Raw genomic sequence first — 21,983 nt, 5'->3', positions numbered from 1 at the left:
AACGAATGCAAAAAGTAGAAGAGCTTCTTTGCAAAATGGTATGGGGGCAATTGCAGTCCCTAGGATTATTTACAGAAAAGAATGTGACCACTGACCGTAGAGAGAATGCTAAGCTTCTTGACTTGTATGACAGATGGTTTGAAGAAACCATAGCGGTTTTGGTGCGGAATCATTATCTTGAGCAAGAGGGGGACTCATACACGGTCGTGGACCCTACGTCATTGGATTTGGATGCACTCTGGAAGGAGTGGGACTTGAATAAGCTTTCGTGGATGGCAGATCGTAACATGAAAGCGATGGTGGTATTAGTAGATGCAACACTGAAAGCCTTGCCGGATATCCTTACCGGCAAGGCTTCTGCCACCGATATCATGTTCCCTAATTCTTCCATGGAATTGGTGGAAGGCGTTTATAAACAGAATCAAGTTGCAGATTACTTTAATGAAGTGCTTGCAGATACATTAGTTGCCTATATCCAAGAACGGGTGAAGCAGGACCCTGCTGCATCGATTCGAATGATCGAAATAGGAGCAGGAACTGGTGGGACAAGTGCAACCGTTTTTAAAAAACTGAAACCTTATCAATCGTATATTCAAGAATACGGCTACACAGATCTCTCCAAAGCATTTCTCATGCATGCCGAAAAAGAGTATGGGTTGGAGAATCCGTATGTAACCTATCAAATATTTAACGTAGAAGAACCGATTGTAGGGCAAGGCATTGAGGCTGGCGGATATGACGTAGTGATTGCCGCTAATGTGTTGCATGCCACCAAAAATATTCGTGAAACTTTACGTAATGCGAAAGCCACTTTAAAAAACAATGGGTTGATCTTGTTGAATGAGATCAACAGTAATAATCTGTTCTCCCATCTTACTTTTGGTCTTTTGGAGGGTTGGTGGTTATATGAAGACCCTGAGTTACGCATTCCCGGCTGTCCAGGTTTAGACTCTGTAACTTGGCAAAGAGTGTTGGAAAGTGAAGGCTTCCGTCATGTCTCCTTTATGGCGCCAGAGGCACATGAACTGGGTCAGCAAATTATTGTTGCAGAAAGTGATGGCGTGGTTCGACAAAGACAATCACTTGAACCACGTATGACATCTATCAAACAGAATATCAATCATAAAAAACTACATATCACTCAGGGAGAGCGAATCAAAGATGATTCACTTCAAGTGAAAAAAGAAAATCCTGGGACCATAAGCGATGATTTTCTATCTACACAAACATTAACTTTTGTGAAAGAAACCTTGGCGAAAGCTATTAAACTAACTCCAGACAAGATTGAGTTAGAAGTATCATTTGAAAAATATGGTATTGACTCTATTCTACAAATTAATTTTATTCGAGAGTTAGAACAAGTTACAGGCGAGCTTCCTAAAACAATTTTATTTGAATATAACAATACACAAGAGCTAGTCGAATATCTTGTGAAAAATCATTCTGATCAACTGAAAGCATGGATTTCACCTGAATCAAATGAAGAGTCAAAACAGGAAACTCCAATTGATTTGGATTCTACTGAACATGTAGTCACATTGATTCCTCAAACAGATCGTTTCAGAAAACCACAAGTTGTACATCATCAAGAGGAGTTTTCAAAAGAACCAAAGAAAGAAGATATTGCTATTATTGGTATTAGTGGTCGTTATCCTTTGTCAAATACCCTAGAAGAACTTTGGGAGCATTTAAAAGCAGGACATAATTGTATCACCGAAGCTAGCGACGACCGGTGGCAAACCTCGTTAGTCAAACTGTTATCTAAAGACCCATCACAAAAATCAGAGAAAAAGTATTATGGTGGATTCTTAGAACAAATAGATCGATTTGATTATCAATTATTTGAGACAAGTCACCAGCAAGTCATGGAAATGACACCAGAACTTCGATTGTTTTTAGAAGTGGTTTGGGAAACATTTGAAAATGCTGGTTATGCTAAGTACGAGTTGAATGAGTTACAAGAGCGAGAGCAGAACGGAATTGGAGTATTTGTTGGCAACATGTACAATCAGTATTTTTGGAGTATTCCCTCATTAGAGCAAGCAGCGTTAAGCTCGAATGGAACTGATTGGCATATCGCTAATCGCGTTTCTCATTTCTTTAACCTTACAGGTCCGAGTTTAGCAGTCAACACTGCATGCTCCAGCTCGTTGAGTGCGATTCATCTTGCATGTGAAAGTCTAAAGCAGAAAGGTTGCTCAATGGCGATCGCTGGAGGGATTAATCTGACTTTAGATCGTTCCAAGTATGATTTATTGGATCGTGCCAATCTGTTAGGAGCTGGAAATAAAAGTAAGAGCTTTGGTGTTGGTGATGGACTGATTCCAGGAGAAGGTGTAGGGGCTGTCCTATTAAAACCTCTCTCCAAGGCGATTCAAGACTGTGATCCGATTTATGGAGTGATTAAAAGTAGTTCCGCTAATCATAGCGGAGGTAGACAGATGTATACAGCTCCTGATCCTAAGCAACAAGCCAAACTAATTACAAGATCGATCCAGCAATCTGGAATTGATCCAACGACGATCGGATATATGGAATCAGCGGCTAATGGTTCAGCATTGGGAGATCCGATCGAGGTGATTGCGCTTCAGCATGCCTTTGCCAATTATACTGAAGAGAAACAATTTTGCGCAATGGGCTCTGTTAAATCCAATATCGGTCATCTAGAAGCAGCCTCAGGTATTTCGCAACTTAGCAAAGTCTTGTTACAGATGAAGCACCAAACTCTTGTACCAACAATCAATGTAAAACCTCTCAATCCAAATATTAAACTAGAAAAAACGGCATTTTATCTGCAAGAAAAAACGGAGCCTTGGAAGCCAATCAAAGATCGCCATACAGGAGAGAATCTACCACGGAGAAGTATGATCAATTCCTTTGGGGCAGGAGGCGCTTATGCGAATTTAATCGTAGAGGAATATCATAGAGACACTCCCACAAGCGTTCCAGACCTAGCATCTCGAGAGGAATTCCTTATCATTTTTTCAGCACAAACAACATGGAGTTTACTACAATATTTGGAGAAAATGAGGGTGTTTCTGAAGAATGATGCCTCTATACAAATTGGGGATGTTGCAAGATCTTTGCAGAAGCTTAACCATGGTTTAGAAAATAGGGTTGCGATCATTGCATCATCTATTCATGAGCTGATCGAAAAGCTGGCCATTTTCCAAAAGTCAAAATCGAGTGCAGAATATTTGGGTATTTATACCACTTTAGATCGGCAATCAAATTTTGCTTCTCCAGATGCACAAGCGATTCAGCAACTTTTAGAGGAAAAGGATTTACAGTCACTCGCTAATCGTTGGGTAGCAGGAGAGAGAATAGACTTTAGACCATTATATAAAGATTTGAAGGACTCACAGATTGTCCTACCTACCTATGCTTTTGATCATCATGTTTCATTTAGCTTTAATCAAAGGGATTTTGCAGTGAATGAAGAAAGTGATCGATTTGATGAAAACTATCAACGATCAAACTTAGAGGATGAGAAGGGTCTAATCCTGGAGACCTATGTATATGATGAACCATACTTAAAAGGTCATAAAATGAATGATGAGCAAGTACTGATCGGAGCCACATATGGGAGTTTAGCCATAAACGCTTTTTTCAAGCTCTTTCCTGAAGAAGATCAGGTCCAAATTCGAAAACTCAATTATGTCCAACCCGTTGAAGTGAAAAAGAATCAAAAAGTAGAAGTACAAGTAAAGCCGCTTCAAAAAGAAAGCGAAATTGATTTTCAAGTGATGTATCGGTATACATCCTCTGATGCATGGAAGGTAACAGCTACAGGGCAATTCAAAAAGGCTCCTTTTGAAAGCAAGAAGATAGATATAGCGAGCATCAAAGCTCCTTTAGTAGAATGTCATCAAGATATCGACCGGATTTATGCTCAGGGTATGGGGATTGTGGAATGGGGAGATGTTTTTAAGACCATTACTCATCTTTATACGGGGAATGATCAGATCCTTGCTAGAATGGATCTATCTGAAAACTCACCTGAAGAAAATCATGATTACGATTTAAATCCGTTAATTACGAACAGCGCTTATCTAGCCATGCTACATTTGCTAGAACAATTTAAGATTGCAGGTGGACTTTTACCCTTTGGAATAAATAAAATCAAGTTTAAAAAGAATGGGAAATTCGAAAACTGTTGGTTGCATATCAAGCTGGTAAAAAAATCAAGTGAAATTTTCATTTTTGATGTAGATGTGATCAATGATGAATCTGAATTAGTTGTACACTATTCAGGATATTCATTAAAACGGAGCCATTTTTCAGAAGGAAATCCCCAGCATGAAAGCCTGAAAAACTTGGTTTCGTCCCATTTGAATGTTCGATCCAAAACGGATGATATTGCAGATCAAATCCAGAAATATGTAATGGATAAACTGAATAAAATGACGGCTAGTCAATTAAGAGAGTCAAATATAGATACCATTCATGTAATGGAACTAGGATTATCCTCTTTAGAATTGGTTGCATTGACAAAGGAAATTGAAAGAGACGCAGAGATTGAATTAAATCCAACCTTGTTTTTTGAGTATCCAAATCTCAAGGAGCTTACGGAATTCTTTGCCAAAGAGCATCAAAGTTCATTTATTCAATTATTAGGCAAGCGATCAGAGCAAGCAAAGGTTTCTACCTATATTAGCGAAGAGTCGGAAATTATTTCTCCAATTGTAAATGAAGAAGTAAAACCCAATGAACGAAGCGATGAGAGTATTGCTGTTATAGGGATGTCAGGGCAATTTCCGGGGTCGGAAAACTTGGAAGAACTATGGGGGAATTTAGTCAATGGTAAGAATTGCATTACAGAAATCCCTAAAGACCGTTGGGATTGGCGAGAGTACTGCGGAGATTCCACAGAAGCGAGTAAGACAAGCCTACAATGGGGTGGATTTATTGATGGAGTAGGAGATTTTGATCCTTTATTCTTTGGTATATCTCCCAGAGAAGCTACCCTTATGGATCCTCAGCAACATCTACTACTGACACATACATGGAAGGCTATGGAAGATGCTGGTGTCACTGGACAGGCACTATCACAAAGTTCTACAGGAGTTTTTGTTGCGGCAGGAAATAATGAATACGTGAGTACTTCTGCTGATCCGTTTGATTCTCTACAAACACCAATGATTCCATCGTTGATTCCTAATCGCATCTCTTATGCATTGAACTTGCGTGGACCCAGTGAATATTGTGAAGCGACTTGTTCCTCGACATTTGTTGCCTTGCATCGCGCGATTCAGTCCATTCGTAATCATGAATGTGAGCAGGCGATTGTGGGCGCTGTTAATTTGCTCCTTTCACCCAAGGGCTTTCTAGGGTTTGACTCAATGGGGTATCTCAGTAGAGAAGGACAAGCTAAATCATTCCAGACAGGAGCGAATGGATTTGTAAGAAGTGAAGGGGTTGGTGTAATCATCATTAAACCTTTACAAAAAGCGATTGTAGATTCCGACCCCATTTATGCAGTGATTAGAGGTACAGGTGTTAGGCATGGGGGAAAAGGATTGTCATTGAATGCCCCTAATCCAAATGGGATCAAAGAAGCGATGGTTAAAGCTTATCAAGGAGCAAATATAGATCCGAAAACAGTATCTTATATCGAAGCGCATGGGATTGCCTCTCCATTGGCAGATGCAATTGAGATTGATGCGTTGAAATCTGGATACCAACAGCTTTCAAGAGGGCATTCGCAAACATCACAAGAAGAAACTCCCTGTTATATCAGTAGTTTAAAGCCCTGTATTGGGCATGGAGAATTAGTTTCTGGCATGGCAGCTTTATTCAAAGTGATCCTAGCTATGAAAAATAAATTGATTCCTGGAATTCCTGGGTTTACCTCTCTAAATGATCAAATTTCATTAAAAGGTAGCCCATTCCAGCTTACTTCTGAGAACCACAAATGGGAAGAGTTAAAGGACGATCAGGGCAGACCTATCCCTCGTCGTGCTAGTATTAACAATTATGGATTTGGTGGAGTGAATGCGCATGTTGTACTCGAAGAATATCTTCCGGCAAAAGTAAATCAGATTCCTGATGATTTTGTAGATTCTCCTCAAATCCTTGTTTTCTCAGCAAAAAACCAAGATCGATTGTATGCTGTTGCTCATCAGATGCTTGAGTATGTGAAACGAAGCAATGACCTTTCGATACCCCATTTTGCCTACACACTTCAAGTGGGGCGGGAGGCGATGGATTGTCGTTTGGCTATGGTAGTTGTTAATCGAGAAGAATTGATTCAAGGTTTGGAGGAATATCTAGAAGTTACTAAAGAATCTAAAGGGTTGAAGAGTTCTATCCCTGTTTTCATAGGAAATAGGGAAGAAGATTCATCCGTTCGCAGTTTGCTGGATGGGAAGTTAGGAGAGGTTGTCTTACAGACACTATTGTCAGAAAAAAACTTTGAAAAACTTGCACTTTATTGGACCAAAGGTGGGGACTTTTCATGGGAATCGCTTCATGAAGGTCAAGGATTATATAGAATTTCCTTGCCCACTTATCCGTTTGAAAAGCGACGGTGTTGGAAACAGTCTGAACCAGCAACAAAACGGATTGTTGAACAACCTAGATCGAAAGATCAAATGATATCTATATCTAAAGCTCGATCTATTTCTGTCGATGATCGTATCATTGATATCATATCTGACTTATTAGGGATGACAGCTACAGAAATGAATCCTCATATTCCTTTAAAGCAATATGGTTTCGATTCGATCCTTTTCATGCAGTTATTTCAGAGATTGAAAGAAGAGATTGACCCTTCAGTCTCTATAGTAAGTTTACAGGCCTGTGAAACGATGCAGGATGTTATAAATGCTTTACAACTGTCAAGTGAAGAGAAGTCGATCCGATCAGAACAGAAAAACAACAAGCCTATTTTGGAAGCCCAGCCACACTTTCCTGAATTGATTCATCTGAATGGAAAGAACGAAGGACGACCTGTATTTTGGTTTCATGGGGGAGTGGGTGGAGTAGAAATTTATCAAAAGGTAGCCCAAAAAAGTTTACGTCCTTTTTATGGAATTCAAGCAAGAGGCTTCATGACTGATCATCCTCCATTGAACGGGATTCAACAAATGGCATCTTATTATATTGATATCATTCAATCTGTGCAGTTGGAGGGACCTTATGATTTAGGTGGATACTCTTTGGGTGGGATGTTAGCCTATGAGATCACGCGCCAATTGCAAGAATTGGGGGAAGTTGTTAATACGATTGTAATGATCGATTCACCAGGTAATACAAATTTCCAAGGGGAAAAACCTTCTTTGAAAACCTCAATGTTGCAAACGATGAATACAATGCTGTCAACGTTGGTACAAAAGCCGGAAGAATTAGCCCAAACACTCATCAGTCGAGAGGAAGTAGACTTGCGGATTGATGAGGAGGAGTTTTTGAAACAACTAATTATTCTTGCAAGGGCTAGGGGATTAACTAAAACAGAAACCCAAATACAAACTCATCTTCAGCAAAATGTAAAAATCCAAAGTGCTTATGAATTGCAGGACTATATGATTTTACCGCTCCCTGACCCTCAGGGGTTAGATTGTTATTATTTCCGTAATAAAAGTGGTCAATTTCTTGGTGAATTAGAGCCCTATTTTACCACTGTAAATGAGCCAGTATCGTTAGATCATACAACATACTGGGAAGAATGGGAGCGACAGATCCCAAAGTTTCATATGATGGATGTGGATTCTTCCAATCATATGACGATGTTAGCTGAACCCCAATCTTCTGAAACCATCTGTGAGTTTTGTGGACAGCTATATTTTTAGTAGTGTTGATGAGGCAATAGTTACTGATCCGATTTAGCATTGGAGCCCGATTCATCCTCCATGAGCTTGTTCCTCGTAAAAAAGAGAAGAAGTCTGCTCCACCCTTTGATTAGAGAGGAGGCAAAACACCAAAGAAACTCCATGAAGAGTTGCCTCCTCATGAAAGGGTTCCACCAAAGAGCTGTTTAAAAGATTCATCTTGAGAGATCGCTCTTTGTATATAAAAGTTGGGAGAGTAAATACCATGGTGTATCGTAATGACTCTTTTAAAAAAAGCGATGCTTTGGCAGGTTATACATATACAGACAACTTTGTTTTGAAGTCATCAAAAGAAAACTATAAAGTATATATCAACTTTTATAAAAGGGGGAATGGTCCTATTCATTGTGATAACAATGATTTTCTCCATGAGGATGAAAAAAAATATTTCAAAACACTTGTGTATGAACGTAGGATCAATAGCTATCTACTGGGAAGATATTCTGCCAAAAAAGCCGTCTCTGCTTTTATAGAGGAAGATAATTTGAAAAAGATTTTGATAAAAAATGGAGTTTTTAATCAGCCAGTAGTCGTTTGTGAGCCATATAGCAACATACAGGTCAGTTTAACTCATTGTGAAGATTTAGCAGCGGCAGCTGCCTTTAATGACCTGCTCATGATAGGAATTGATATTGAAAAAATCCAACAGTCACTTCATAGAGGAGTGGAAGCAGAGTTAACGCAATACGAAAAAGAACTTCTACATCAAGTTCCGTGTTCTTATGAAAGTTTTTTACTGCTAATCTGGACGATCAAGGAATCTCTTTCCAAGGCTCTAAAAACTGGATTGACAGTATCTTTGAGTGTTTTGGAGGTACAAAGTATAGAAGTTAATGATGGATACTATCTTAGTACCTTTACCCATTTTGATCAGTATCACACTATTTCATTTATAGTAAAGGATTATGCGTTTTCAATGACTTATCCTAAAAATGTAGAGATAGATATAGACATTTATAGGATCAAACAAAAAGTAGAAAAAATCATATCCCATAGTTTAGTGGATTAGGAACTGATAACGTAATCAGTTAGACTCTAAATCGATTATTCATCTTCCTTTGTTCTATATATTACAGCGATCTCATGGGATCTTGATCGTTTTATAACTCATTATAAAAACAAATTTGAATTGGAATGGTTATTGTCATGGGCAATGGATATGAAGTACACCAAATGAAAACTTCTTTTCATATGTGGACCAACTTTAGTTATGTTGTGGTAGATCCAATCACTAAATCCGCTTTTGTTGTGGATCCTGCATGGGAATTAAGTAAAATAACTAGTAAATTATATGAATTGAATGTAGATTTGGTAGCTATTCTTTTAACACACTCTCACTATGATCATGTAAATTTGGTTGACCCTTTAGTTAAGAAGTATAATCCCAATGTTTATATGTCAAAAAGTGAAATTGACTACTATCAATTTAAATGTAGAAATTTGAATGCTATAAATGATAAAGAAATCATTCAGGTTGGAAATATAGAAATAGAATGTTTGCTTACTCCCGGTCATACAGTAGGGGGAATGTGCTATCTTTTATCAGATAGTATATTTACTGGAGATACCATTTTTATCGAAGGTTGCGGGATCTGTACCGGTGATGGAGGCTCAGTGGTTGATATGTTTGAAAGTATTCAGAAGGTGAAATCCCTAGTATCACCTTATGTTCGCGTTTATCCAGGGCATTCATATGGTAAAGTTCCAGGACAAACACTCGAGTGTCTTCGAAAAGAAAATATATATTTTCAACTTGATAAAAAAGAGTATTTTATAAGTTTCCGAATGAGAAAGAATCAAAAAGGTATATTTGATTTTAAATAATTTTGATGGCAAACTATGGAATGTAAAAAGAGGGATCATCTTTCATTATTCAGAGAAATAGGGAAGTGATCATGTTTGTTCACTAAAAGTATTGACTTAAATCTAATGAAAGAGTTAAAATATTTAAAGATAGTTGAAAGACTATTCCGAAAAGATAAATAATAACGAATTGAAAGGGAGGGAATGAAGATGATTACATATGTGTTCCCGGGTCAAGGTTCTCAACAGAAAGGGATGGGAAGTACACTCTTTGATGAGTTTAAGGAGTTAACAGCACAAGCGAACGAAATTTTAGGTTATTCCATAAAAAGACTTTGTATCGAAGATCCTTATTCATACTTGAGTCAGACTCAATTTACTCAACCTGCGTTATATGTTGTGAATGCTTTCAGTTATCTAAAAAGAATCCAGGAACTAGGTCGAAAGCCAGATTTCGTTGCAGGTCATAGTTTAGGTGAATATAATGCATTATTTGCGGCAGGCGCATTTGATTTTGAGACGGGGTTGAGATTGGTAAAAAAGCGTGGCGAGTTAATGAGTGCGGTGACTGGAGGTGGAATGGCCGCAGTGATCGGACTCAATGAGGAGCAAGTCGCAGAGGTTTTACAAGAGAATCGTCTAGACACGATTGATGTTGCCAACTTTAATGCCCCTGATCAAATCGTTATTTCTGGGCGGAAAGCCGATATTGACCAAGCGAAACCCATTTTTGAAGCCCTCCAAGAAGTTCGACTATTTATTCCTTTGAATGTGAGTGGTGCCTTTCATTCTAGATATATGAGTGCAGCTAAGTTAGAGTTTGAACAATTCATCAATGGATTCCAATTCAACTCCTTATCTATTCCTGTGATCTCCAATGTGTATGCACGACCTTATGAGCAAGAGAAGATCAACACGACTTTAACTGAGCAAATCAACAAGGCGGTTCAATGGAGTGAGAGTATTCGCTTTTTAATGGGAAGAGGAGAGATGAAGTTTGAGGAAATTGGACCGGGGACGGTTTTAACAGGATTAATTCGACGGATCAAAATAAATATAGACGGTTAGGTAGAAAAAGGAACCCGTTTTCGAGAGCTCTATAGATCAGAGTCGTATAAAAGTTGCTCTCGAAAAATGGGTTCCTACAGATGATGAAATCAAGTTCTATGAACCATAAAAGTTACTCATCTAAAAATTTTGCATTCATGTGTAGAGGATTATTGGATCTGTAATTCTTTGATTGCTTGTTCTCTTAATACAGACTTCATCACTTTGCCAAAGCTACTTTTAGGAAGTTCATCTACAAAGACGATTTCTGTTAATTTATAATTTGCAATCTTCCGTTTACAATGACTAAGGATATCTTCACTTTTTAAATGATGATTAGGTTTTTTCACAATATAAGCTCGTGGGATTTCACCATATATTTCATCAGGAATTCCAATGAGTGCTACCTCTTGCACCTCATTCATCTCAATAATGACTTCTTCTACTTGAGCAGGATAAATATTTTCTCCACCATTAATGATAAGATCTTTATAACGGTCTAACACATATAAAAAACCACTCTCGTCTATTTTTCCAGCATCCCCTGTAAAAAACCAACCTTCTTCAAAAACTTGTTGGGTCGCTTCTGGATGAGCCCAATACTCTCTAAAAATTTGTGCTCCTTTAATAGCGATTTCCCCAACATTTTCCAGAGGGACCTCTTGTCTTGTTTCTGGATCTACAATCTTCACATCTAGTCCCAATGCTACTTTTCCTACCGACATACACTGATCCATTCCCATCTTGGTGGTCCAACAACTGATCGCCCCAGCAGCTTCCGTACAGCCGTATACTTGAGTAATGGAGATTCCAAGGTCATCGTACTGTCGTATTAATGTCTCAGGTACTTTGATCCCACCACAAATAAAGGATTTTAGGTGACTGATCTCTCTCTCTTTATTTTTAAACTCAGGATGCATATAAAAAAGCATTGGAGGGACGGACATCATAGTGGTGACCTTCTCAGCTTCGATTAAATCCCAGATCTGAACGGGATCAAAATCAGTCATGAAAATCATGGTCATTCCTTGTTGAATCGAACAGATCATCGCAATCAATCCACTGACATGGAATAGGGGACTTGCAGCAAGATAACGATCCTCAAAGTTAAATTCAACAGCCATCGATGTACCAGGAATGGCAGAGCAAATATTTTCATGGGTAATCACTACACCTTTAGGCATTCCTGTGGTTCCAGAAGTGTAGATAATTACAGCGGGATCCTCTTTTTCAATGGAGATATGGTATGGGTTCTTCGTCATACGCCCTGCTAAAAGTTCTTCAAAAGATGAAGTTGTATCTGTATCATCCCCAGCCAACACCAAGGTTGGAAGAATAGAAGAATCTTTAACGGAAGAGAGCAAAGGGGCAAATTCTTCATCGTAAAAGAGAATTTTAGGCTGGCAATTGTTGGTGATAAACTTCATTTCATCTGCAGATAATTTCCAACTGATCGGAACGGCAACAGCTCCAATATGTAAAATGGCCATGAGGATGGTAGGGAAGTGATGATTGTTTTTACAAAGAAGGGCCACACGATCCCCTTTTTGGACATTTTGTTCTAATAAATAGTGAGCTAATTGATTCACACGCTTTAAATATTCTTCATATGTATACCGTTTGTTGCCACTAACTAATGCCTCTAAGTTTGGAGAAAAATGAGCTCGATGCTTTAAAAGTTTATCGATGGTAGCCATTTTGAGACCTCCTGATGAATGGTAGTGGATTCATTCCCGCTATACAAATGGACTGCTGGATCATAAGGGTTAGTGAATGATTTTTGATCGGGATAAAAGCATATTCTATATTAGTCTTCAAATTCCTCTATTTTTTAGAAATTTATTCATAAATAAAAAGTGTAAAAAAGATGATCAGTGATTACCTTGATCACTTTGGAAAGGAATTGTATGTTTGATAGATGCCACCTATTGGCAGGTCGATGACTGAAGTTGCCAAACAATGTTTTATAACAGATAATAATTAAATATATAAATAAAGAGGTGATGTTATGGATGTATTTAGTGACCTGATCGGGTGGATCAATAACTATCTGACTTATGTTCTAGTCGTTTTGTTAATTGGAGCAGGTTTTTTCTTTTCCGCTCGTTTGCGATTTGTTCAGTTTCGAAATATAGGTGAAATGTTTCGCTTGCTTGGTGAAGGAGCCAGCCACAAGAAGAATGGGATTTCATCATTTCAGGCGTTTTGTGTAAGTACCGCATCACGAGTAGGGGTAGGAAATATTGCTGGTGTGGCATTAGCGATTTCCACAGGAGGTCCAGGAGCGGTTTTCTGGATGTGGCTCATTGCGATGATCGGTGGAGCTTCTGCGTTTGTAGAGTCCACCTTAGCGCAAATCTACAAAACGAAAGATGGGGAAACTTTTCGAGGTGGACCTGCTTATTATATGGAAAAGGCGCTGGGTCAGCGTTGGATGGGGATATTATTTGCGGTATTAATTACCCTCTGTTTTGGACTTGTGTTTAACTCTGTGCAAGCGAATACCATTACTGTCGCTTTTCAATCTGTTTATGGGATTGATCGGTTCGTTCTAGGTTGTATATTAGCAGGGATATTTGCAATTATTATTTTTGGTGGTATTAAACGAATTGCTAAAATCTCTGAGATTGTGGTTCCGATTATGGCGATTGCTTATATTCTTCTTGCCTTATATGTAATTATTACAAATTTATCCGCTTTTCCTGCTGTTATCAAATTGATTTTTACAAACATCTTTGGTTGGCAAGAAGTGGGTGGTGGAGCGATTGGGGCTGCCCTGATGGAAGGGATTAAGCGTGGACTCTTTTCCAATGAAGCAGGTATGGGAAGTGCACCCAACGTGGCCGCTACTGCAGATGTGACACACCCTGTCAAACAAGGATTTATTCAAGCTTTAGGTGTCTTTGTTGATACATTAATCATCTGTTCTTCTTCTGCATTTATCGTTCTCATCTCAGGGGCTTATACAGATCCAAGCCTTGCAGCGATTGAAATTGCCCAAAAAGCATTAGAAATCGAAATCGGTGGATGGGCTCCGCATTTTCTTACCATTGCTGTGCTATTCTTTGCTTTTACCTCACTAGTTGGAAACTACTATTATGGTGAAACAAATATTGAGTTTATCAAACATAGCAAAACTTGGCTATTGATTTACCGGATTGCTGTTGTGGGCATGGTGATCTGGGGTTCTACCACCAAAGTACAAATCGTTTGGGATTTAGCTGATGTTTTCATGGGGCTCATGGCGATTACCAATATTATTGCCATTTTTCTACTTAGTAAAATTGCTACCGCGGCATATAAAGATTATGCCAAGCAACGAAAAGCAGGACTTAATCCAACCTTCTCCAAAAACAGCATTCCAGGCTTGAAAAATGTGGAGTGTTGGGATGAACCAAAGACTGAGACGAAGGTGAGTTAAGCGATATGGAGAGCAAAAGAAACTCAGATTCAAAAGGGATCTGGGTTTCTTTTCTATGAGCGCGTAAAGTACTAAGTATGGGTACAGATCAGCTCTAAGTTTCCTTCCAGATGATAGTGTTGGATGGTAGCTGGGAGGATGAAAAAGTCTCCTTTGGTAAGAGGGTAGGAATCCGGATTCACTTGGATGTGTCCAGTTCCTTGGATGACTGTACAAAGCCAGTAGTGATGGGGGTGATGCTGTTCCACTTTTCCGTTAATGGTCCAATGGTAGACAGTAAAATAGGGTGATGTGATCAATCGTTTTTCGATCAGATTACCTTTTTCAAGGATGAAAGGTTGTGGAGAAATCGTTTGATCAGGAATGGTTGTAACGAGAAGGGATTTTTCTGATTGAAGTGGGCGAGTGACCCCAGTATGATCTAGACGATCGTAGTCGTATAAGCGGTAGGTAATATCGGAGTTTTGTTGGATTTCTAGCATGAGAGCCCCTTTTCCAATTGAATGGATGGTTCCGCTAGGAACATAAAAAAAATCACCAGGTTTGATGGGAATTCGACGTAGCAGTTTTTCCCACTCCCCAAGAGTTACTCTTTGTTTGAATTCATCTCTTGTGGTAGCGTGATGGCCTATGATCACTTCTGTTTCGGATTCGCAATCGAGTACGTACCAGCATTCTGTTTTTCCAAAGGGACTATTTTCTAATTTTTGTGCGAAGAGGTCGTTGGGATGAACTTGGACGGACAGATCATGGTTTGCATCAAGAATTTTCACTAATAATGGGAAATGATCTCCGGATTTAAAAGCGAATAATTCTTTGTATTTACACCATATCTCATCCAGTGTGCATCCTTGAAAAGGACCATTCAAGATAGGAGTTATTCCATGGGGATGGGCAGATATCCCCCAACATTCACCCGTTTGTGAAGAGGGGATGGTATAATCAAAAAACTTTTCTAATTTACTTCCGCCCCAGATTCGTTCTTTAAAGACAGGCTTTAAGAAAAGAGGTTCATTGAACAGTTTGGTTCACCTCCTTCTTTTTTGCAGGTACAAGCTCATGGAGGGTGAAAATCGAGCTTTGATGCTTTATCATATAGGTGAATATTGTCTAATTGACATTGCTGATTGAATTTATCTTTTACAGAGATAGTAAGTAAAGCCAGCAATGATACTGGCTTTGAATTACAAAAGCTTTTGTAACGCGCTTAATAGATGCTTCGAGATCGACGACCAAGAATAATTTTTTTCTATATAAAGCCTAGCGTTGCTAGATAATCTTTGCTGTAATACTGGATCGTCTTTTAGTTGTCTAAGCTGTTTTGGAAATTCGGAGAGATCACTTATGATTAAATGCTCACCCTCTACAATTTTATAGCCCCGTGCTCCTATAGCTGTCGAAACAACAGGAATTCCATGAGCCATAAACTCTGCTAATTTCAGATTGGAACCTGATCCTTGAAGCATGGGGTTGATGGCGATGTCCGCGATTGAGTAGATTTGCTTCTTGGTATACTCATCGACACGACCTGTAAAAAGGACATTGTTTGGAAGAGGATACTGAGCAAAAGCTGTTTGTAGTCCCCCCATGATGATGAAGTTAAATTCAGGCATGAGGGGCGAAATTTTTAGAATTTCTGTTACAGCGTCCACATTGGGTGGATGACCACTACCAATAAAAATGATGTTTGTTTCTGTAGAAAGGCCCTGTTTTCGTTTATTTTCTTGTCGCTGTTGGTAATTGATAAATGGCTGATCTGTATGATCTACCCCATTGGGGACGAGAACAAATTTATCACTATTCATCTCATAAAGGCGTTGCATCTGTTGCGAGTCATTTAGCGTACAGGTCAAGATGAGGTCACTTTGTTGACAAGCTCGTTGTTCAAGTTGGAATAACTGTGATAATAATAGTTGAGCTATTTCATTATTAGGAAGCATCGATTTTTTTAGTTCATATTCGACGTTTTGTGAATCGTAGATGATCAGCTTCTGATCCAACCGGGGGCATTTTTCAATGAGATGGAATAGATAAGGTTGGGCTGCAACGATGATTTCGGCTTGTTCTAGATATTCATCAACAGTATGCTGATACTCAGGTGTTAAAGATGAGAATCTTTCCATCATGATATCTGAGATGTCGATGGACAATTCTGTTTGAATTTTTTCTTGTACAAGGAGATGTTGTTCAGAAGGGGGAATGGCGATCTCAGTAAGATTCCCCACTTGAAGTTGATAACGGTGATGAGGATAATTAAAGCTGATGATAGTGATATCAAATTTATTTTCTAGGTTTTTATATAAGTGGTAGACCCGTAACATTCCTCCATGTGCTTTGTGAAAGACAGGATAGGTAGAGAGAATCACCATCTTTTTTCTTTTTTGGCTCAGGTGTTTCAACTGGTCTTTCCAAATTGCTGAGCGAATAAAACTCATCATTTTCCTCGCTTTTCTCCATTCTTGAGGATTAAAATCGAGCTCTAGTATTATAGAGATTTGATAATCCTTTCCTAATCGACATTCCTGACCTCATGTAAATAATCTTTTAATCTCGTGCTACTTCCTTTTTCTGCTATGAGAATTCCATTCTCGTTAATCACGATGACAGTATTGGATAGTCCTACAGCTAACACAGGTAGATCTAGTTTATTGATGATATTCGTATTTTTACAGTCTTCACTTAGGATTCCTTTTCCAACTACTAAGTCTGAGATTTGAGTGGTGAGGGTGTCCCAAGTGCCCATATCGTTCCACGTTCCTTCATAAGAGAGAACAACAGCTGAGTTCATTTTTTCAACGACTTCATAGTCAAAGCTGATTTGGGGTAATTGTTGATATTGGTGATATAGTCCCGTATAGGAAAGAGGAAGATGTCGTTTTTTTAATAGATCTATCAAGAATCTTAATTGAAAACAAAAGACTCCACTATTCCAGCATGCGTGTTGTTGAATTAACTGTTCAGCATAGTCTTGTGTTGGTTTTTCAATGAAGTGTTTGACTTTCATTGCGGGAGAAGTTGTCGAGTTTTCAGGCACAATATAACCGTATTTTTCGGACGGTTCAGTGGGACGGATTCCAATCATAACGAGATCACAATCGGTTTGTTTCAATGTCTGCTCAGCTTGTTTCATCATAGAGAAGAAAGAATCCTCGATATACAGATCAACGGGACAGACCCCAATCACTTCGTCAAGAGAAACTCCTTGCTCATAAAGATATAAGGAGGCTAGAGCGATCGCAGGAAATGTATCTCTCCGTTCGGGTTCGACAATCAAGGGAAGTTGATCACCCAATTGTTCATGAATGTAGGGGACATGTGCTTGGTTTGTAGCAATATAAGTATCTGGAATCCAATCAGCTACTTTGATCTGTCTGATGATCCGTTGAATCATCGATTCGGATTGACCTGCATCATTTTTTAACAGCTTTAGAAACTGCTTTGACATACATTCATCAGATAGGGGCCAGAGTCTGGTTCCAGAACCACCTGATAATAAGATAAGTTTCATATTTTCAGACGTCCTTGAAACTCATTTTTTACTCGTTTTAGATCAGCGTCCACCATCATGTGGATCAGTTTTTCTAAGCTAGTTTTGGATGACCAGCCTAATTGTTGTTGGGCTTTTGCGGGATTGCCTAAGAGAACATCTACTTCAGCAGGTCGAACATACTTAGGATCAATCACAACATAATCTTCATAATGAAGTCCTACATAGTCAAAAGCGATTTGACAAAGATCTCTGACAGTGGAAGTCTTCCCTGTGGCAATCACGTAGTCATCGGGTTTATCTTGTTGTAACATCAGCCACATCGCCTCTACATAATCACCAGCAAACCCCCAATCCCGTTTGGCATCTAGATTTCCTAAGCGGAGCTCTTTTTGCTTACCTAACGAGATTCGAGCTACAGCATCAGTCACTTTTCGGGTGACAAATTCCAGACCACGAAGGGGAGATTCGTGGTTGAATAAGATACCGCTACAAGTAAATAGCTGGTGACTTTCACGGTAATTTTTGGTCATCCAATGTCCAAATAATTTAGCCACTCCATAGGGGCTTCGTGGGTAGAATGGAGTACTTTCGGATTGAATAGATTCTTGTACTTTGCCAAACATTTCACTCGACGAAGCTTGATAAAATTTGATTTGGGGTCGCACTGTCCGAATCGCTTCGAGCATATGCAAGACCCCCATCCCGGTTACTTGGGCAGTTAGGATCGGTTGTTGCCAAGAAACCCCCACAAAACTTTGAGCTGCCAAATGGTAAACTTCATCAGGATTCGTTGTTTCGATGACCCGAACCAAAGAAGAAAGATCCATCAGGTCACCCTGGATCAGCTCCACTTCTTGGTCAATCTTCAGCTCCTGTAATCTCCATAGAGATGGGGTACTGCGGTGTGCTAGCAAACCGACAACCCGATACCCTTTTTCTAATAATAGTTTTGCAAGATAGGTCCCATCTTGACCCGTTATTCCAGTAACTAAAGCTGTTTTTCTATTCAACAAGTGGCTTCCTCCTTTGACCATGAAAAACTTTAAATGAAAGCAAATTGAGATTGGACTAATGTTTCCATTCGCTCAAAAATTTGTCGACCCATTGTTTGTGGTGAGAAGCGGGGGAATAGATCAGCTCTAGCTTTGCGTCCTTTTTCCTTTGCTTCTAAGGGGTTTTTAACAATCTGTCTCATTAAAGCTTTCAGATGGTCTATACTAGGTTCTGCCCACTGATGTCCATGATAATAAAAGGGAGAATGTAACGGATCAACTGGAATCAAACCTTCAAGGTCAATGAGGTAGCTGTTCTCGTCATTCATAAACTCTTGTTGACCACTCCACCGGGTACCAATGGTAGGTAATTCCATCGCCATTGCTTCCATATAAGGGCGTCCCCAACCTTCTCCTCGTGAAGGCAATACAAAGCAATCGGTTGCCGCATATAAGCGAATCATTTCTTCTTCAGAAAAAGAGTGGTTGATGATCTGAATATGAGGATACTGGCGTAAGCCTAATTTTTTAGCTATTTCTTCGATCTCTCTATAGGGATTCGCATGGGGTTCTACGAAATTGGAAACTTTCATGATCAAAGATACATCATCATCAGAATCAAATTCTTCAAAATAAGCACGTATTAAAAGATCCCACCCTTTTCGAATCCCCCAATCAAAGACAGAGAGAAATTTAAATCGACGGGTATTCGGCAATGGATAGGGTTCTACACCAGAGGGATGATAAGTGGTCTCATCTAAGGTACCAGAGATAATGTGAATGCGGTCTTCTTTGACACCCGCAGAGGCAAAGGTTTCACGATTAAAAGTAGAAGGAACCCAAATTTCGGTGAGTTCATTAAGAATGGGTACCCAAGAAGAAGGAAGTGAATCCGTTTCGAACATGGTTCTCCCGATTGAGATGGGGGCTTGAGGCAATGAAAAGCTATGGGCAGGTGCTGCCTGATAATGAATGATGGGAGCATCCACTTTATTTTTGTGTAGAGCAGATAAATAAGTTTTCTGGTGGGGAGGATAGGGAGGCTCCGACTCTGATGCAGGTGGAGATTGCACTTGGATGAGTAGAGGAAAAGGCTTGATTCCCTCTAAGAAATACTTTTGCTCTTCTGCATAGCCCGAGGTATTAAATAAGGGGCATTGCCATACTACATCCAATGCTGTTTTTTGTGAGACTAAGTAAAAAGAATGCTCAGTCTCCAAATCATGGGATTCTTTCACGATCCAGCCAGCTGATTGAAGAAAGGTTTCGACGAGAACCTTGGCTGTGACTCGGTTAGCATCACTTTTTTGGTTTTCAATTAGGAAGATTATTTTTCCATAGGGGTGTAGCCAGCTCAAGGTCTGTTTACAGATTTTGAGCCAATCAGAGGGAGAAAGCACCTCATTGATAGATAATAGCAGGCCATCATAAGGTTCTTCTGGTTCAAATTTATGAAGGTCCTTTTGATTTGTCCAATGAACTTTTAGGACTCGATCTCCCTTCATAAAGTAAGGCTCCCATCGTGCCTGAATTTGCTGGATCCTCTTAGCATCCGCTTCTGTGGAGTCATCAGCGAGGGTTGAAGAGATCCAAGTCACTGGATTCTCATGTGAGGTGACTGCTATTTGATGATGGGATGAAGTCGGTTCCGCTTTTTGCTTGATACTTTCGATTTGTGACTGAATTTTCGCGAGAGATTTCTGAATATTGTCAGGGAGCTCGGTATGTTGTAGAGCTTTTGTAAGCATTTCCTCAGCACGGAAAACATTTCGCATCTCTGCATAACGTTTTCCTAATTGACCATATAGCTGTGCTAACTGTTCGTTTGTTTTCTGTATTCCTTTTTTTAAACAAGTAATCTCAAGGGATTGAACAGTGGGATCTAATTGAATGGCTTGTTTAAAGGCATCCATGGCTAATTGAAAAGATTGAATATGAGAGTAAGAGATCCCAATGGCACTCCAGATTTTCGCTTGGAAAGATGATGGTTCGTTGTCCATTGCTAAAGTAATTTTATTTAGGTGCTCAATCGCTTTTGCATACTCTAGTTGCTTCATATAGACAACTGCAATATTATAGTGAGTTTCTAACGAATCGGGATAAACGGATAGAATCGCCTGAAAAATTTTAATGGCTTCGGGGAGTTGATTTTGCTGTATTTGTTGAAAGGCTTGTTTTAGCTCTGCAAAAATAATCTCTTGGTCATCCATTTTAGGTTTGGGATCGTTCTGAACCAACTCTTTGATGGTATGAGAGATCATGTGGGCAGATCGTTTCCAAGTGAAAGTAGAGACGATTTTTTCACTCGCTCTGCGCCCCTTTTCTTTCGCAAGGGATCGATGTTCATATACAAAGCGCATCATTTTTTGTAGTTCAGAGGGATGAACTTTTAGCCACCAGGGATGTTGGATCGTTTCGAACTGATCGACCTCTTTTTGGGTGAATGTCTCCTCTTGAGCAGGAAGAAGAAAAGAAGTACTCGCATCACAAAAATCTTGACTGGGTCCCTGATCAGGCACAATAGTAGGGGTTCCACATGCCATGGCTTCAATAATTGGAAGACCAAATCCTTCACCTCGATAGGGATGGACCAAACAATCACAAGCTTTATATAAGCTAGCTAGCTCTTCTTCAGAAAGATCTTGATTGATGTATTGGATATGAGGAAAATGAGGATTGTCTGCAGCTGCAGTAATCAATGCATCCATGGTTCCTCCTTGATAGAAGGAGTGTGTCCCAAAATCTTTAATGACTAAGGAGACATCCTCATCAGCAGAGAATTCGTGGAGGTACGCTTGAAGTAACAGATCAATCCCTTTCCGTTTAATTGTTCCCCCAACAAATACAAAGCGAAAAGTGCCTTTTTGTTCAAAGGGATAGGGTTGAATATCGTAGTGATAGATCGTTTCGTCTACCCCAAGAGGAATCACTTGTATTTTTTCTGCGGGAATCCCGTTACGAACATAACAATCCTTGTTGTATTGGCTATAGACCCAGATCTGGTCCGTCCAATATTTCATCGGAATATACCAATGTTGGGGAATTGCGCCAAACTCCCAAGGTTGCATGGTAACCCAATGGTTATAGTTTGGAGTTGACCAATTCGGGGGCCAGTGATGGCGTACAATCACATCTCCAGAGGAATTGTGTTTTTGTAATGATGGGCGTATAAGAGGAGTATGATTTTTCGTGGGTTTAAGTTGAATAGATACTTTAGGATCATTTTGTAGATACTTACAAAGATTCCGATTCACTTTTGCCAGACTATGGATTTCAGATTGCGGTCCTTCCCAAGTTAGGGAGATTGGTTTCAAAATCCCACCTCCTTTTTATGTACATCATATTAATTAGAGACAAAAGTGCTATAGATATTCGCCGTTTTTTAGACTTTTATACACTAC

10 protein-coding genes and 1 pseudogene are annotated in these 21,983 nt (G+C 39.4%); 5 read left to right on the top strand and 6 right to left on the bottom strand.

Annotated features, from left to right (window positions below; genetic code table 11):
• Positions 1-5: 5 nt before the first annotated feature.
• From EDD58_RS10980 to fabD, 4 genes and pseudogenes are all read left to right on the top strand, one after another.
• Positions 6-7,790, top strand: coding sequence for a beta-ketoacyl synthase N-terminal-like domain-containing protein (locus tag EDD58_RS10980; protein WP_131925536.1), 7,785 nt, complete (start codon positions 6-8; stop codon positions 7,788-7,790).
• A gap of 199 nt (positions 7,791-7,989) precedes the next feature.
• The gene (locus EDD58_RS10975) at positions 7,990-8,838 is read left to right on the top strand and encodes a 4'-phosphopantetheinyl transferase family protein (protein ID WP_131925534.1); all 849 of its coding nucleotides are present in this window, start codon (positions 7,990-7,992) and stop codon (positions 8,836-8,838) included.
• A gap of 137 nt (positions 8,839-8,975) precedes the next feature.
• Positions 8,976-9,653 carry an MBL fold metallo-hydrolase gene (locus EDD58_RS10970; RefSeq protein ID WP_131925532.1) on the top strand — a complete coding sequence of 226 codons (678 nt, stop codon included), beginning with the start codon at positions 8,976-8,978 and terminating at the stop codon, positions 9,651-9,653.
• A gap of 189 nt (positions 9,654-9,842) precedes the next feature.
• A pseudogene (gene fabD / locus EDD58_RS10965) lies at positions 9,843-10,682 on the top strand (ACP S-malonyltransferase); the annotation flags it as partial.
• A 167-nt stretch (positions 10,683-10,849) separates the two neighbouring features.
• Here the strand turns inward: fabD and EDD58_RS10960 are convergent.
• Positions 10,850-12,376, bottom strand: a complete 1,527-nt coding sequence (locus EDD58_RS10960; RefSeq protein WP_131925528.1) for a long-chain-fatty-acid--CoA ligase — start codon at positions 12,374-12,376, stop codon at positions 10,850-10,852.
• A 311-nt stretch (positions 12,377-12,687) separates the two neighbouring features.
• Between EDD58_RS10960 and EDD58_RS10955 the strand changes: the two genes are divergently transcribed.
• Entirely contained in the window at positions 12,688-14,100 is a 1,413-nt protein-coding gene (locus EDD58_RS10955; RefSeq protein WP_131925526.1) for an alanine/glycine:cation symporter family protein, read from the top strand.
• A gap of 71 nt (positions 14,101-14,171) precedes the next feature.
• Here the strand turns inward: EDD58_RS10955 and manA are convergent, their stop codons facing one another.
• The 5 genes from manA to EDD58_RS10930 form a co-directional block, all read right to left on the bottom strand.
• Positions 14,172-15,122, bottom strand: coding sequence for a mannose-6-phosphate isomerase, class I (manA, locus tag EDD58_RS10950; protein ID WP_131925524.1), 951 nt, complete (start codon positions 15,120-15,122; stop codon positions 14,172-14,174).
• 162 nt (positions 15,123-15,284) lie between these two features.
• Entirely contained in the window at positions 15,285-16,535 is a 1,251-nt protein-coding gene (locus EDD58_RS10945; RefSeq protein WP_165875944.1) for a glycosyltransferase family 4 protein, read from the bottom strand.
• A 74-nt stretch (positions 16,536-16,609) separates the two neighbouring features.
• Positions 16,610-17,608 (bottom strand): sugar phosphate nucleotidyltransferase, encoded by a 999-nt coding sequence (locus EDD58_RS10940; protein WP_131925519.1) that lies wholly within the window; start codon positions 17,606-17,608, stop codon positions 16,610-16,612.
• On the bottom strand, positions 17,605-18,603 hold the full coding sequence (gene gmd / locus EDD58_RS10935) for a GDP-mannose 4,6-dehydratase (protein WP_243648716.1): 999 nt from the start codon (positions 18,601-18,603) through the stop codon (positions 17,605-17,607). The genes EDD58_RS10940 and gmd overlap by 4 nt, the downstream gene beginning before the upstream one ends.
• Positions 18,604-18,632: 29 nt before the next feature.
• Complete coding sequence (locus EDD58_RS10930; RefSeq protein WP_131925515.1) at positions 18,633-21,896, bottom strand: glycosyltransferase; 3,264 nt, start codon at positions 21,894-21,896, stop codon at positions 18,633-18,635.
• Positions 21,897-21,983: the final 87 nt, after the last annotated feature.

It is taken from the genome of Hazenella coriacea, from assembly GCF_004341825.1.
GTDB classification, from domain to species: Bacteria; Bacillota; Bacilli; order Thermoactinomycetales; family Thermoactinomycetaceae; genus Hazenella; species Hazenella coriacea.
This window is presented reverse-complemented; position numbering and strand designations above follow the sequence as displayed.

What these genes read in the sequence shown, in the direction of transcription:
- EDD58_RS10945 (WP_165875944.1), bottom strand. Translation starts at nt 16,535, where the DNA reads ATGAGTTTTATTCGCTCAGCAATTTGGAAAGACCAGTTGAAACACCTG.
- EDD58_RS10970 (WP_131925532.1), top strand. Translation starts at nt 8,976, where the DNA reads ATGGGCAATGGATATGAAGTACACCAAATGAAAACTTCTTTTCATATG.
- EDD58_RS10955 (WP_131925526.1), top strand. Translation starts at nt 12,688, where the DNA reads ATGGATGTATTTAGTGACCTGATCGGGTGGATCAATAACTATCTGACT.
- EDD58_RS10980 (WP_131925536.1), top strand. Translation starts at nt 6, where the DNA reads ATGCAAAAAGTAGAAGAGCTTCTTTGCAAAATGGTATGGGGGCAATTG.
- EDD58_RS10960 (WP_131925528.1), bottom strand. Translation starts at nt 12,376, where the DNA reads ATGGCTACCATCGATAAACTTTTAAAGCATCGAGCTCATTTTTCTCCA.
- EDD58_RS10940 (WP_131925519.1), bottom strand. Translation starts at nt 17,608, where the DNA reads ATGAAACTTATCTTATTATCAGGTGGTTCTGGAACCAGACTCTGGCCC.